Raw genomic sequence first — 13,518 nt, 5'->3', positions numbered from 1 at the left:
GCCCGGTGCGGTCAGCGCAGGGCCGGCTCGTCCAGGGTCAACGTGGCGGTGTCCGCGTCGAGTTCGGCCGCGACGCCGAAGGGGATCGTCAGCGCGCCCGCGCAGTGCCCGAAGCCGAACTCCTCCACCACCGGCACGCCGAGCGTCCCGAGCCGGTCGGCGAGCATGGACCGCACCGCGGCGTAGTCGCCGCACCTCTCCCAGGAGCCCAGCAGGATCCCGCGCACGCCCTCCAGCCAGCCGGCGCGCAGGAGTTGGGTGAGGTAGCGGTCCAGGCGGTACGCCTCCTCGCCGACGTCCTCCAGGCACAGCAGCCCGCCGGCCGCCGAGGGGCGGGCGTGCGGGGTGCCGAGGTCGGTGGCGAGCAGGGCCGGGCAGCCGCCGAGGGTGATGCCGCGGGCGCGGCCGGGCACGAGGGCCGTGCCGCCGGAGGCGATGGTGCGGACCGTCTCCGGGGCGAAGAGGGTGGCCTTCAGGTGTTCCTGTGCCCGGGTGTTCTTGATGAAGTCGATGCCGGCCGCCATCGGCCCGTACAGGGTGGCGAGTCCGAGGCGGGTGGCGAAGGCCTCGTGCAGGGAGGTGATGTCGCTGAAGCCGAGGAAGACCTTCGGCCCGGCGGCGCGCATCGCGTCCCAGTCGAGCAGGTCGATCATGCGTTGTGCGCCGTATCCGCCGCGGGCGCACAGGACGGCGTCGACCGTGGGGTCGCACCAGGCGTTCTGGAGGTCGGCCGCACGGTCGGCGTCGCTGCCGGCGAGGTAGGCGAACTCGCCGTGCCGGTCGAGGACATGGGGTGCGGCGACCGGGTCGAGGTCCCAGCCGCGCAGCACGTCGAGCCCGGCCTGGAGGCGCTCCTCGGGCACCGGCCCGCTGGGGGCGACGACGGCGACGCGGGCGCCGGGGGCCAGCCGCCTCGGCCGGGCCAGTTCCTTCGTCTCCTTCACGGGTGCAGCTCCAGTCTCGGGACATCGGGCGCGTCCAGCCCGAACACCTGAGCGTACAGCGACATCTCCGCCTCCAGCGCGCGCACCATCGTCTCGGCCCGCCGGAATCCGTGCCCCTCCCCCGCGAACGTCAGATAGGCGTGCGGCACGCCGCGGCCCCGGATCCGGGCGAGGAGGCGTTCGCACTGTGCGGGCGGGCAGATCACGTCGTCCAGGCCCTGGAGCAGCAGGAACGGCACGGTGAGCCGGTCGGCGTGGGTGAGGGGCGAGCGTTCGGCGTACCGGTCCGGCACCTCGGCGAACGGCCCGATCAGCGACTCCAGGTAGCGGGACTCGAAGTCGTGGGTCTCGCCGGGGCCCCAGGTGGTGAGGTCGAGGACGGGGTAGGCGATGGTGCCGCAGGCGTAGACGTCGGTGGTGGCCAGGGAGGCGGCGGCGGTCCAGCCGCCGGCGCTGCCGCCGCGGATGGCGAGCCGGGCGGGGTCGGCGGTGCCCTCCTCGGCGAGGGCGCGGGCGACGGCCGCGCAGTCCTCGACGTCGACGACGCCCCACTGCTCGCGCAGCCGCTCGCGGTAGGCGCGGCCGTATCCGGTGGAGCCGCCGTAGTTCACCTCGGCGACGCCGATGCCGCGCGAGGTGAAGTAGGCGACGGAGAGGTCCAGTACGAGGGGTGCCCGGCTGGTGGGGCCGCCGTGCGCCCAGATGACGTAGGGCGGGGCCTCGCCGTCGGGTGCGGTGCGGGCGGGGTGGCGGGGCGGGTGGATGTGGGCGTGCACCTCGCGGCCGCCGGGGCCGGTGAAGGTGCGGGTGCGGGGCTCCGGGTAGTAGGCGGGGTCGACGGCGTCCCGGTGCCGGGCGCCGACGGCGCGGGCCCGGCCGGTGACGGTGTCCAGTTCGACCACCTCGTGGGCGGTGCGGGGGCCGGCGCCGACCGCGACGACCCGGCTGCCGTGGGCGGCGAGGGCGGGCGCGAACTCGGTCCAGGGTCCGGCGGCGTCGACGACCTCACCGGATTCTGTATCCAGTATTCCGAGTACGGTCGACCCTCTACCGTGTACGACCGCGATCAGCCCGTTGTCCAGCGGCGCGAACCAGCGCAGGCCCGGTTTCCACAGCGGGCCCGCGAACTCCTCCTCGCGGGGGCAGAGCGGGGTGCCGTCGCGGTAGAGGTTCCACCAGCCGCTGCGGTCGCTCGTATACAGAAGACTGCCGTCCGTATGCCATTCCGCCTGGGCGATCGCCTCGCCCGGCCCGCCGGCGACCGTGTGGACGGTATGCGGTGTTCCGTCGGCACCGATCTCGCCGACGCGCAGTTCCGTCCCCTCCCACGGCATCCGCGGATGGTCCCAGGCGAGCCACACGGCCCGGCGGCCGTCGGGCGAGACGCGCGGGCCGGTGACGAACCGGTGCCGGCCATCGGTGAGTTCGCGCACCGCGCCCCGGTCCTCGGCGGCGGATCCGTCGAGCGGTACGGCGGCCAGGAGGCGGCGGACGTCGCCGGGTCCGTCCCCGGTGAACTCCTCCAGCACGCACCACACTTCGCCGCGGGCGGTGTCCAGGTGCGGGTCCGCCCAGCGCAGGCCCGCGCCGACCGGGGAGAGCGGGGTCAGCGGGCGCGGCTCGCCGCCGGGCTCGTACCGGTACAGCCGCTGGTCGGCGAAGTGCGTGAAGACGATCAGCGGCCGGCCGTCCCGCGTCGCTCCGGTCCAGGGGCGGCCGCCGTACTCGACGACCCGGTTGCGCACGTTCCACGGCGCGGGCAGCACGGTCTCCTGCGTGCCGTGGGCGGTGCGGCGCACCAGGGCCCGGCGGCCGCCCTCGGCGGGGCGGGGCTCGGTCCACCACACCTCGTCCCCGACGAACTCCACCCACTCCGGGTGTCCGTCGTGCGCGGCGGCCAGCGTCGCGTCGACGGGTGACGGCCAGGTTCCGTACGGGGCGGTCAGCACTCCGGTGTCCTCCTTCGTCGGGACTGGTCTAGGCCGTGCGCAGGAAGCGGTCGAGCACGCGGACGCCGAAGTGGAGCGCCTCGACGGGTACGCGTTCGTCCACGCCGTGGAAGAGGGCCTGGTAGTCGAGGTCCTCGGGCAGCTTCAGCGGGGTGAAGCCGTAGCCGGTGATGCCGAGCCGGGAGAACTGCTTGGCGTCGGTGCCGCCGGACATGCAGTACGGCACCACGTACCCGTCCGGTGCGAACTCCTCGACGGCGGCCCGCATCCGTGCGAAGGTCGGCGAGTCCACCGGCGCCTGCAGGGCCACCTCGCGGTGTGCGAACTCCCAGTGCACGTCGGGGCCGGTCAGCTCGTCGAGGGTGGCGGCGAACTCCTCCTCGCCGCCCGGCAGATACCGCCCGTCGACGTAGGCGACGGCCTCGCCGGGGATCACGTTGAGCTTGTAACCCGCCTGCAGCATGGTCGGGTTGGCGCTGTTGCGGACGGTCGCCTCCACGAGCCTGGCGGCCGGGCCGAGCTTGTGCAGCAGCCGGTCCACGTCCCGGAAGTCGGGCTCGATGCCGTAGAGGGCGGCGAGTTCGGTGAGCGCGGCCCGCACGGTCGGGGTGAGGCGGAGCGGCCACTGGTGCTCGCCGATGCGGGTGACGGCGGCGGCGAGCCGGGTGACCGCGTTCTCCGGGTTCACCTTGGAGCCGTGTCCGGCCCGGCCGCGCGCGGTGAGCTTCAGCCAGCCGGTGCCCCGCTCCCCGGCCGCGATCGGGTAGATCCGGTGGCCGGCGCCGTCGTGGAAGGTGAAGGCGCCGGACTCGCTGACGCCCTCGGTGCAGCCCTCGAAGAGTTCGGGGTGGCGGTCGGCGAGGAAGCCGGAGCCGTCCTCGGCGCTGGCCTCCTCGTCGGCGGTGAACGCGATGACGAGGTCCCGGCGGGGCCGTACGCCGCGGCGGGCCCAGGAGCGGACGACCGCGAGGATCATCGCGTCCATGTTCTTCATGTCGACGGCGCCGCGCCCCCACACCACCCCGTCGCGGACCTCCCCGGAGAAGGGGGGCACGCTCCAGTCGGCGGCCTCGGCGGGCACCACGTCGAGATGACCGTGGACGAGCAGCGCGTCGGTGCCGGGGTCGGTGCCCTCGATGCGGGCGACGACGTTGGTGCGGCCGGGGGTGCGCTCCAGCAGCATCGGGTGAAGGCCCGCGCCGGCCAGCCGTTCGGCGGCGTACTCGGCGGCGGGCCGCTCCCGGCAGTCCCCGCCGCCCCGGTTGGTGGTGTCGATGCGGATCAGGCCGGAGGTGAACTCCACGACCTCGGCCAGGGCCTGCTCGTCGACCCGCTCAGCGGTCTGCTCGTCGACCTGCCGGTCAGCCATACTGCTCCTCCACGGCGGCGGAGACGATCGTGGTGACCGCCTTGAACGTCCGGATCCCCTCGTACATCGTGGCGCTGGTGTACGCCACCTTCCGCTCCCCGATCCGCGCGACCCCGGGGACGACGGTGGCGGCCATCGCCAGATGCTCGGCGTCGAACTCGACCGCGACGGTGAACGGCCCGGCCTGCACCGGTTCCTGACGGACCGCCAGCCTGGCAGCCTCCTTGGCGGCCGCGCGGATGTCGGCGGCGGTGCGGGCCGGTGTGCGGCAGACCGCGGCGTAGCGCGACACATGGTCCTTGACGGCGACCTTCAGCGCCTCGGGGGCGTAGCCGAGCGCGTCCTCGCAGGCGAGGTCGTCGCCGGTGACGAGGACGACGGGCACGCCGTACTCGGCGACGACGTGCGCGTTGAGCAGACCCTCGCTGGCGCGGACGTCGTTCAGCCACACCCCGGTGATCTGGTTGGCGAGGTAGGTGTGGGCGAGGACGCCCTCCGTGCCGGCGCCCGCGTGGTAGCCGACGAAAGCGATACCGTCGACGTCGCCGTGCTGCACGCCTTCCACCATGGAGAGGGTCTTGTGCCGTCCGGTGATCATCTCGACCCGCTCGTCCAGCCGCTCCAGCAGCAGGTTACGCATGGTCCAGTGGGCCTCGTTGACGAGCACCTGGTCGGCGCCGCCGTCGAAGAAGCCCTGCGCGGCGGCGTTCACGTCCGAGGTGAACATCGACCGGCACCGCTCCCACTGCGGTGTCCCCGGCAGTACGTCGGCCGGCCACGTGACGCCCGTGGCCCCTTCCATGTCGGCACTGATGAGGATCTTCATGGTGCTTCACGGTACGCGTCGGCGGGGGAACTTCCTACGAGGCGGAACGGAGGCCGAGCCCACTGCCTGGAACTCTGTCGAGGGGCAGGCCGGCCGCCGCGCCGGGCGTACTCTGCGGGCTGTGACGGTGAGATACGTGTGGGACGGCAGCAGGGTCAGGACGCTGGAGGACTTCTGGCGGGTCGTCGGCGAAAGCATGGGCTGCGGCGGCTACTTCGGGCGGAACCTCGATGCCTTCGCCGACTGCCTCCGCGGCGGCTTCGGGACACCGGACGACGGTGACTTCGAGATCGAGTGGCGTGATCACGAAGTGTCCCGCCGGCACCTCGGACACCACGAAACGGCTCGTCAGCTTGAGATGTGGCTCGCCCGCTGTCACCCGACGCACAAGGACCGCATGGCCGCCAGGCTCGCAGAAGCCCGCGCGGGACGTGGCCCGACCGCCTTCGACTGGCTGGTCGAGATCATCGAAGAAGAACTTCCCGGGGGCCTGATGCTCCGGTAGGAGCACGGCGGACTCGTCGCAGATCGGACAGCCGGCCTGCGTCGACGCGGCCGGCAGGACAGACCGGACTGCTCACGGGCCGCCCGGCCGAGGCCGCCGGAGGCAAGCCGACAGTCGAAGAACACACGGATGGGCCCGCCTCCCGTCGGCGTGCCCGAATTCCTTCCGGACCACCAGCGAGCCCCGCGGCCATCACATGCCCGGCCCTTCCGCCGCACTGAAGCGCGTGCGCACTTCCGGCCCGTGAGACGGCCCGCGCCGCCGTCACGGGTCGGCGCTCCGCCGCTGGTCAGGCGTCTTGTCGTCCCACGAAGTCATCACTTCCCCGTGGGCTCCTGGCCTCCGGCTGCCAGACCCCGCCAGGATTCCGTCCGGTCGGCCGCACCACGTCCGGCCCGGGGCTGTCCCAAGTGGGCTTGCCCGGGCTCGGACGTCCAGGGTCGAGTAGCCGGGGGGAGTCTCACCCCCCGGCTCTCACAGAACCGTGCGTAACAGTCGCCCGTTACACGGCTCTTGTCGTTCTGGTCACCAAGCCGATGCGGGTGTCGTGGTGCAGCGCCAGTGCGCGAACATGCGGGGGTAGCGGTGTGCAATCTCCTGCAGTTTCGCGATGGCCTTGCGCTTGGCCGCCAGCCGTTTGTACTTCTTGCGGATCCAGCGCACCAGGTAGGCGTTGATGCGCTGGAGGAGGGGACGCAACTCACGCGGTCGGAAACGGCCGTAGTAGTTGATCCATCCCGCCACGATCGGATTCATCCATCGGGCGAGGTCGGTGAAGGACAGATCGGTCCGTCTGTGCAGGTGCCACGACCGCACCTGCCGGCTGATCCTTTTCAGGGCGTCCTTGCTGATGGCCGGGTCGAAGGCCAGGAACATCGTGCCCTGCCGACTCCGGTTGCCTCTGGCACGGAAGGTGTATCCCAGGAAGGTGGACGCGGTGTCCGGGAAGGTTCCGGTGCGCTTGCCGTCCTGGCAGTACACGATCCTCGTCTTGGTCGGATGCAGGCGCAATCCGACCTGATTCATCCGGTCCTGGAGCGCGGCCAGCACCTGGCGGGCCTGGCGCTCGGTGACGCAGTGCAGCACCGCGTCGTCCGCGTAGCGCTCGAACTGCACGGTCGGGAACTCCCGGTCCATCCAGACATCGAACGCGTAGTGCAGGAACAGATTTGCCAAAACGGGAGATACCGGGGCGCCTTGCGGCGTCCCCGCTTCCCGTTGGGCCAGCATGCCGTCGGGCATCATGAGCGGGGCCGCAAGCCACCGCCGCACGTACAGCTTCACCCAAATGGCGTCGGTGTGCGCTTCCACCGCCCTGACGAGCAGGTCCCACGGCACGCTGTCGAAGAACTTCTGGATGTCGAATTCAACCACCCAGTTGCGCTTCCAGCAGCGTTCGCGGCACTTTTCTACCGCGTCCAAGGCGGACCGTCCGGGTCGGTATCCGAATGAATCGGGGTGGAAGATGGGCTCCACTCGTCTCATCAGATGCCGGGCCACGACGGTCTGTGCCACGCGATCGGCGACGGCGGGAATGCCCAGCATTCTCGTGCCTCCGCCATGTGGCTTGGGGATTTCCACCGCACGCACCGGAGGTGGGAAGTATGAGCCGGACGACATCCGGTTCCAGATCTTGTACAGGTTCCCGTCAAGATCCTTCGCGAATTCGTCGATGCTCTGCCCGTCCACGCCCGGTGCGCCTTTATTCGTCCTGACTTCCTCCCACGCCTCCTTGACTTCCCACTTCGAGATATCAAACGGCTTGGCCGGTGATTTCAACTGGCCCATCGAATTCCTCCCGGAGAGCTTCCGGTTGATGCGATCAACTCAGTCACGAACAACCTGACCCCTTCGCTCCGCCCCCGTTACAGGGGCTTCCTCGCTACTACGGGCCAGTCCGCCAGCGCACCCCGCCTCGGTACTCGATCTCTCGTGGTTTCTGCCACTTGAGACACTCCCTGTCGCCAGCCCGTGGGGCAGGTCGGTAGCGGGACACGCCTTCTCCTGTTCCATGCGGAAGCCGCAGACCGGACTCACGCCGCCTCCATGCCGGACACCGCTTGGCCAATCGGCGGGCACCCGCCAAGCTCATCCCGGAATTCTTATTACACCCCGGTTTTGATGTCGTCTGAATGGATTTCGACACGTCCACAGCGGTTCACTTGCGTTCGTCTTTCCGGTCCCCACCTGACGCCTCTTACGGCGCCTTTTCCTCATCGCTTACCACGACAGTCTTCAGCTAACGCAGCATGAGGGGGTTTGGAGCCTCCCCCCGCAGGGCGGCTCCGAAGGGCCAAACCTTCATCTCCCGCACAGCACCATTTCCAGAAGTTTCCCTACGCCAACTCCCTTTCATGTTCAGGACACACAATCAAGATCCATGCACCGGGGAGAGGTCTCCAATGACGAACAGCATCAAGCGGATACTCGTATCGGCATCCGTGCTTCTGCTGGGCATTGCGGCTCAGACGGCGTCCGCATCGGCTGTGACCGTCCGTCCGATGACGTTCGACGAATGTGGCCACAACGGCGACTCCGGCGTCGACAACTGCATGTACATCAGTGGCGCCGGCCTCTACGCCTCCGAGGTGCGTGGGTGGTCCACGCATGTGGGTTTCGGGTACCCGGTCCACGAAGAGGTCACCGGGCCGAACGGTGTGGTCTGCAACTCGGCGACCGTCACCACCAGCGACGGATCCGCGGTCGTCGGCTGCCAGATATACCCGAACAAGAACATAGCCGCAGGTACCTACTGTTCGATCCTCTGGGAATACCAGGGCGGTAAGTACTACAACGACGCCGAGAACTGCGGCACCGTCAGCGCCTAGGCCGGCACGATCGCCCGGTGCCGGACGACCGCCGCTCGCTTCCCTCCGCTTCGGCCGGAGAAGGCTCGGCGGGCGTCCCTCACGGGGCGGGCGCGGAGTAGCACAGCCGGGTACGTCCCGGCGGAGTCGTCAGGCAGGCCGTCAGCGGCGCGTGCCGGGCGGGGAGTGCGATCAGCGGCGTGTAGACGAAGGCGTCCACGAGGCTGGGATCGTCGACGGTGACGCTCTGCTCCGGCTCGCCGCGTGTGCTCAGGGTGAGGCGGTCGCCGAGCCGGGTGTTCCAGACCCTGGCCCACGACGCCCGGCACAGCGGATTGGACCGGATCTCCAACCCGGCCCCGCCCGGCGTGACCACGTCCAGGAGCGTCTGCGGCTCGACCCCGCACAGCGTCACACCCGGGTCCTGACCATTGCAGGCGGCACCGCTGCAGGAGACGTGGAAGCCCCCGCCACCGCCCGTGCCGGCGGTGGACACGGCAGCCAACGCCGCGCACGCCGCGAGCACCCCTCCGACCACCGTGACGAGCCAGGCCCGGCGGCGCCCGAGCCGGCGGACGGCCGGCGGGGGTACGGCCTCCGCATCGGTGGGCGCATCGTCCTGACCCTCCGTTCGGGCCGGCCGGATCGAACCGCGGCGGCTCCACTCGGCTTCGGCCAGTTCCCACAGCGCGCGCATCCGCGGCTCCGGTTCGCCCGCGAGGCGGCACAGCCCGCGCACGGCAAGCCAGGGCGGCAGCGCCTTGCCGCTGAGGTAGCGCTGCCAGGACGATGTGCTGTACGCGGACTCCTCGGCCAGCGTGGCGAGGGTCAGCTTGGAGCTTTCGCGCAGCCGGCGCAGTTCGGCCGCCAGCCGCGCGCACTCGGGCGGCGTCGGGTTCATCCGCGCAACGCCGCCCAGGTGCGCGGGCCCACCTGCCCGTCGACGTCCAGGCCGAACTTCTTCTGCGCGCGGATCACCGCGGCCTCGGTCAGCGGCCCGAAGGAACCGTCGATGCCACCCGGTGTGATGCCCGCGCGCTGCAGCAGGCACTGCAGCTCGGCGACATCGGAGCCGGTCGTGTCGACGACGAGCTGCTGTGTGCGGGTGGTGCTGTTCCCCGCGTACCACAGCCCGTCCCGGCGGCTGTACACGCAGGTGTAGATGACGCGTCGAGCCACGGCTGCCGAGGGCCGGGCGCCGGCGCCCGGCGCCATCAGCAGCGCGGTGGCGCTCGCACCGACGAGAGCCCCGGCGCCCGCGATGAGCACCGACCGCCAGACCGATGACCGGCGCGACTCCGCGCCGCCAGCCGTCCCGGCAGAGGCCGGCGGCCCGTTCTCGGTCTCCTCAAGCCGCGGCGACACGTCGACGGCGGCGGCACTCGGCTGCGTGCGCCATGCTTCTTCCGCCACCTCGTGCACAGCCAGCAGCCGGACGGCGTCCGCGCCCACCACCCGTGCCAGCGCTTCCACCGCTTCGCGTGGCGGCAGCGCCCGACCGCCGAAGTAGCGCTCCCAGGAGGAGGTGCTGTATCCCGTGTCCTTGGCGAGTTCGGGAATCGTCCTCCCACTGGCGTCCTTCAGCTGCCGCAACCGCGACACGAGCTTGGCAACCGCCGGATCGAGCCCCTCCGGCAACGCACGCCACCGCGCCATGAACCGCCCCCTCAGACGGACGCGGAGGCCGCCTCCACACACCGTCAGGCGGTGATCCTAGCGGCCCGAACACCTGTGGGACGACGCGCGGCGGGCCGCGGCGGCAAGGGCTTCGGCCGGGGCGCCTAGTGAGCCGCCAGCAGCGCCGCGAGGACGCCCACGGCCAGCACCGCGACGAGACCCAGTGTCACGCGCCTGGGATCCGCTCGCGTGACGTGGCCCAACGGCTCACGACGGCGGAAGGAGGGGATCCAGACGAAGCTCTGCCCGTCCCCGGTGTGATGGTGGTGGTTGCCGTGGTGACCCGATCCACCGCTGTGCTGGTGATGGCTCAAGCCACCGCTGTGATGGTGTCCGCTGAAGCCGCCCCCGTGGTGGCCGCCCCCGCTGAATCCTCCGCCGCCGTGCATGGTGTTCACCCCGTTGTTCGTCTTGCGTTGATCGCAGTCGGTTCTTCACCGCCCCCCTGCCCGGGTTTCGGCGGCCTACACCTGGCGAGCCCGCCCGGGCACGGAACCGACCGGGCGGGCCCCGGCCTCAGGCGGTCTGCAGCTCCAGCAGCGACGTCACCAGCCGGTCCACCTCCTCCCGCGTGTTGTACAGCGCCAGCGACGCGCGGGCCGCCGCGTCGAGGCCGTAGTGCGCCAGGGCCGGCTGGGCGCAGTGGTGGCCGGCCCGTACGGCGATGCCGTCGCCGTCGAGCCGGTCGGCGATCTCGGCCGGGGTGCGGCCGGGCAGGGTGAAGGTCAGGACGCCGATCCGTTCGGCCGCGGAGCCGAGCAGTTCGAGGCCGGGGACCTGGGCCAGGGCCTGTTGCGCGTACGCCGTCAGCCCCGTCTCGTAGTCCGCCACCGCCTCCCGGCCGAAGGCCGTCAGCCAGTTCAGGGCGGCCAGCAGCCCGGCCGCACCCGAGATGTGGCCGGTGCCGGCCTCGAAGCGGTGCGGGACCGGGGCGTACGTCGTACGGTCGAAGCTCACCGACTCGATCATGTTGCCGCCCGACTGCCACGGCGCCATGGCCTGGAGGATCTCCGGCCTGGCGTACAGCGCGCCGATGCCCGTGGGGGCGTAGATCTTGTGGCCGGAGAAGGTGTAGAAGTCGGCGTCCAGGTCCGTCACGTCGACGGGGAAGTGCGCCACCGCCTGTGCCCCGTCCACCAGCACCTTCGCCTGGTAGCGGTGCGCCAGCGCCGTCATCTCCCGCACCGGTGGCACGGTGCCGAGGACGTTGGAGGCGTGGCTGACGACCACGAGCCGGGTGCGCGCGGAGAGCAGGTCGGCGTACGCGTCCTGGTCGACGGAGCCGTCCGGCCGCAGCGGTACGGGCACGACGCGCGCGCGGGTCTCCTTGGCGACCCGCTGCCAGGGCACGATGTTCGCGTGGTGCTCCAGCACCGGTACGAGGATGTCGTCCCCGGGGCCGAGGTTGGCGCGCCCCCAGCTCTGGGCGACCAGGTTGATCGCCTCGGTCGTTCCCCGGGTGAAGACGATGCTCTCGGGAGAGGGCGCGCCCAGGAACCGCGCGACTGTGGCCCGGCCCGCCTCGTACATCTCGGTGGCCTCGCGCGCCATGGTGTGCGCGCCGCGGTGGATGTTGGAGTTGGCGGCGGCGTAGAACGCCGTGAGTGCCTCGATGACCTGCCGGGGCTTTTGCGTGGTGGCGCCGTTGTCCAGCCAGACCAGCGGGTGGCCGTTGACCGTCCGGTGCAGGATCGGTACGTCCCGGCGGGCCGTTTCGGGCGAGAAGCCCGGGGAGGCACCGGACGGGCCGGCCGGCGTGGGGACTTCGGCGGCGACGTCAGGAGTAGTCATGGTATTTGGACACCTCGACGTTCTGGAGCACGGCGAGCGCGTCCTCCACCAGGACCGCCGCGTTGAAGTACGCCGTCATCAGGTACGACGTGATGCCCTTCTGGTCCACGCCCATGTTCTTCATCGCGAGGCCCGGCTCGACCTCGTCGGCCACCTTCGACGGGCGCAGGCCCACCACGCCCTGTTCCGCCTCGCCGAGGCGCATCAGCAGGATCTCGGTCGTGCCCACGCCCGCGCCGCCGGAGAAGCGCACCTTGTCCGAGGGCAGCAGCGGCACTCCGCGCCAGGTCAGCAGCGGGCTGCCGAAGCGGTTCTCGATCACCGGGGGCACGCCCCGGCGCGTACATTCACGGCCGAAGGCGGCGATCGCCTTGGGGTGGGCGAGGAAGTACGCGGGCTGCTTCCACACCCGCGTCAGCAGTTCGTCGAGGTCGTCGGGGGTCGGGGCGCCGGTGCGCGTCTGGACGCGCTGTCCGGGGGCGACGTTGTGGAAGAGTCCGAACTCCGGGTGGTACAGCATCGAGGCCTCCTGCCGCTCGCGCAGGGCGTGCACGGTGAGGTTGGCCTGGGCCCGTGTCTGGTCGATCGGTCCGTTGTAGAGGTCGGCGACGCGGGTGTGGACGCGCAGCACGGTCTGGGCAAGCGTCATGTGGTACTCGCGGGGCGTGTCCTCGTAGTCGACGAACGTCCCCGGCAGATCGGGCTCGCCGTCGTGTCCCGCGGTGAGGTCGACGGGGACCTCGGCGCCGGCCATGACGTGGGCGCCGGTGACATACGCGTCGAGCGCGGCGCGTAAGGTCGCGTCGCGCTCGGCGAGCCGGGCGAGTTCCGCGCGCTCCAGGCAGAGGGCGGTGCCCGCGGTCAGCGCCTGCACCCGGTAGGGCAGGGTCTCGGCGGCGGTCCATGCGGCGAGGTCGAAGAACTGGCCGTCGCCGATGACGTCGAGGAGCGCGTCCGCGCCGTACTGCCCGGTCGCGTGCTTCTCCGCGCGCCCGTGCGCGATCACCCACAGCCGGTCGGATGGGGCGCCCTCCTGGGCCAGGATCTCGCCCGGTGCGAAGGACACCTGTGTGAACGCGCCGGCCAGTTCCTCCAGCAGTGCCTCGTCCGCCTCGCGCAGGTACGGCAGTTCGCGCAGGTCGCCCGGGATGACGCACGGGGTGTCGCCGTCGGTCGTGTTGATGCGGTCGTCGCCGAGGACGTAGGTGCGGCGCCGGTTGACCCGGTAGACGCCGGAGTCGACGTCCACCCAGGGCAGCGCGCGCAGCAGATAGCGCGGCGTGATGCCGCGCATCTGCGGTGTCGTCTTGGTCGTGTCGGCGAGTTGCCGTGCGGCGTCCGGGCCGAGGCTCAACCGCTCGCTCATGTGAACTCCTCGCAGGTAGGGCGTGGGAACGAGGAGCGATCGTCTTCCTGGTGACCTGTTCGTCACAAGAGAGCATTTATCTGCTGATGGCAGGAATTGTCATCCGTACGCAGATTCCGTGATCGTACGCACGCCCGAGTGGCCTTGGTCGCCGCAGGTCGCGGCGTGCGGGCGTGGCGATGAATTTCTACCGGCACACGGTCGACCGGATCACCAAATCGTCCATAGAGGGCCGAATTTCACCTCATATGAATGCTTGGTGAAACCCAAAGAGGTATTTATCA

At 70.9% G+C, this 13,518-nt stretch carries 12 protein-coding genes; 2 read left to right on the top strand and 10 right to left on the bottom strand.

Annotated elements, in window-relative coordinates; translation table 11 throughout:
* Positions 1-11 precede the first annotated feature (11 nt).
* The 4 genes from AC4OXY_RS37270 to AC4OXY_RS37255 are packed head-to-tail and all read right to left on the bottom strand — an operon-like array spanning position 12 to position 5,088.
* Positions 12-944, bottom strand: coding sequence for a S66 peptidase family protein (locus AC4OXY_RS37270; RefSeq protein ID WP_491991812.1), 933 nt, complete (start codon positions 942-944; stop codon positions 12-14).
* A complete protein-coding gene (locus AC4OXY_RS37265) occupies positions 941-2,893 on the bottom strand; it encodes a prolyl oligopeptidase family serine peptidase (RefSeq protein ID WP_491991811.1) in 1,953 nt (650 codons plus the stop codon). The genes AC4OXY_RS37270 and AC4OXY_RS37265 overlap by 4 nt, the downstream gene beginning before the upstream one ends.
* Before the next feature lie 28 nt (positions 2,894-2,921).
* Entirely contained in the window at positions 2,922-4,262 is a 1,341-nt protein-coding gene (locus tag AC4OXY_RS37260; protein ID WP_491991810.1) for a M20/M25/M40 family metallo-hydrolase, read from the bottom strand.
* The gene (locus AC4OXY_RS37255; protein ID WP_356030504.1) at positions 4,255-5,088 is read right to left on the bottom strand and encodes a M55 family metallopeptidase; all 834 of its coding nucleotides are present in this window, start codon (positions 5,086-5,088) and stop codon (positions 4,255-4,257) included. The genes AC4OXY_RS37260 and AC4OXY_RS37255 overlap by 8 nt, the downstream gene beginning before the upstream one ends.
* A gap of 121 nt (positions 5,089-5,209) precedes the next feature.
* Here AC4OXY_RS37255 and AC4OXY_RS37250 point away from each other — a divergent pair, with 121 nt between their 5' ends.
* Positions 5,210-5,593, top strand: coding sequence for a barstar family protein (locus AC4OXY_RS37250; RefSeq protein WP_491991809.1), 384 nt, complete (start codon positions 5,210-5,212; stop codon positions 5,591-5,593).
* Between the two features lie 525 nt (positions 5,594-6,118).
* Here AC4OXY_RS37250 and ltrA read toward each other — a convergent pair.
* On the bottom strand, positions 6,119-7,381 hold the full coding sequence (gene ltrA / locus AC4OXY_RS37245) for a group II intron reverse transcriptase/maturase (RefSeq protein ID WP_491991808.1): 1,263 nt from the start codon (positions 7,379-7,381) through the stop codon (positions 6,119-6,121).
* Between the two features lie 614 nt (positions 7,382-7,995).
* On the opposite strand from ltrA, the gene AC4OXY_RS37240 reads away from it, so the two are divergent.
* Complete coding sequence (locus AC4OXY_RS37240; protein WP_356030506.1) at positions 7,996-8,421, top strand: hypothetical protein; 426 nt, start codon at positions 7,996-7,998, stop codon at positions 8,419-8,421.
* Positions 8,422-8,500: 79 nt separating this feature from the next.
* On the opposite strand, the gene AC4OXY_RS37235 is transcribed toward AC4OXY_RS37240, so the two are convergent.
* From AC4OXY_RS37235 to AC4OXY_RS37215, 5 genes are all read right to left on the bottom strand, one after another.
* Complete coding sequence (locus tag AC4OXY_RS37235) at positions 8,501-9,301, bottom strand: helix-turn-helix domain-containing protein (RefSeq protein WP_491991807.1); 801 nt, start codon at positions 9,299-9,301, stop codon at positions 8,501-8,503.
* Positions 9,298-10,056, bottom strand: coding sequence for a peptidoglycan-binding protein (locus tag AC4OXY_RS37230; RefSeq protein ID WP_491991806.1), 759 nt, complete (start codon positions 10,054-10,056; stop codon positions 9,298-9,300). The genes AC4OXY_RS37235 and AC4OXY_RS37230 overlap by 4 nt, the downstream gene beginning before the upstream one ends.
* A 125-nt stretch (positions 10,057-10,181) precedes the next feature.
* Positions 10,182-10,391: a hypothetical protein gene (locus tag AC4OXY_RS37225; protein WP_491991805.1), complete on the bottom strand. Its 210-nt coding sequence runs from the start codon at positions 10,389-10,391 to the stop codon at positions 10,182-10,184.
* 202 nt (positions 10,392-10,593) lie between these two features.
* Entirely contained in the window at positions 10,594-11,868 is a 1,275-nt protein-coding gene (locus AC4OXY_RS37220) for a SufS family cysteine desulfurase (RefSeq protein ID WP_491991804.1), read from the bottom strand.
* Entirely contained in the window at positions 11,855-13,234 is a 1,380-nt protein-coding gene (locus tag AC4OXY_RS37215) for a family 2B encapsulin nanocompartment shell protein (protein ID WP_491991803.1), read from the bottom strand. The genes AC4OXY_RS37220 and AC4OXY_RS37215 overlap by 14 nt, the downstream gene beginning before the upstream one ends.
* Between the last annotated feature and the right edge of the window lie 284 nt (positions 13,235-13,518).

It is taken from the genome of Streptomyces sp. HUAS MG56 (assembly GCF_058673395.1).
Note: the sequence above shows the minus strand (reverse complement) of the source record. Positions and strands in the feature narration are given on the sequence as shown.

Coding starts and splice junctions, on each gene's coding strand:
- ltrA (WP_491991808.1), bottom strand. CDS start 7,381: ATGGGCCAGTTGAAATCACCGGCCAAGCCGTTTGATATCTCGAAGTGG.
- AC4OXY_RS37220 (WP_491991804.1), bottom strand. CDS start 11,868: ATGACTACTCCTGACGTCGCCGCCGAAGTCCCCACGCCGGCCGGCCCG.
- AC4OXY_RS37260 (WP_491991810.1), bottom strand. CDS start 4,262: ATGGCTGACCGGCAGGTCGACGAGCAGACCGCTGAGCGGGTCGACGAG.
- AC4OXY_RS37215 (WP_491991803.1), bottom strand. CDS start 13,234: ATGAGCGAGCGGTTGAGCCTCGGCCCGGACGCCGCACGGCAACTCGCC.
- AC4OXY_RS37235 (WP_491991807.1), bottom strand. CDS start 9,301: ATGAACCCGACGCCGCCCGAGTGCGCGCGGCTGGCGGCCGAACTGCGC.
- AC4OXY_RS37255 (WP_356030504.1), bottom strand. CDS start 5,088: ATGAAGATCCTCATCAGTGCCGACATGGAAGGGGCCACGGGCGTCACG.
- AC4OXY_RS37230 (WP_491991806.1), bottom strand. CDS start 10,056: ATGGCGCGGTGGCGTGCGTTGCCGGAGGGGCTCGATCCGGCGGTTGCC.
- AC4OXY_RS37240 (WP_356030506.1), top strand. CDS start 7,996: ATGACGAACAGCATCAAGCGGATACTCGTATCGGCATCCGTGCTTCTG.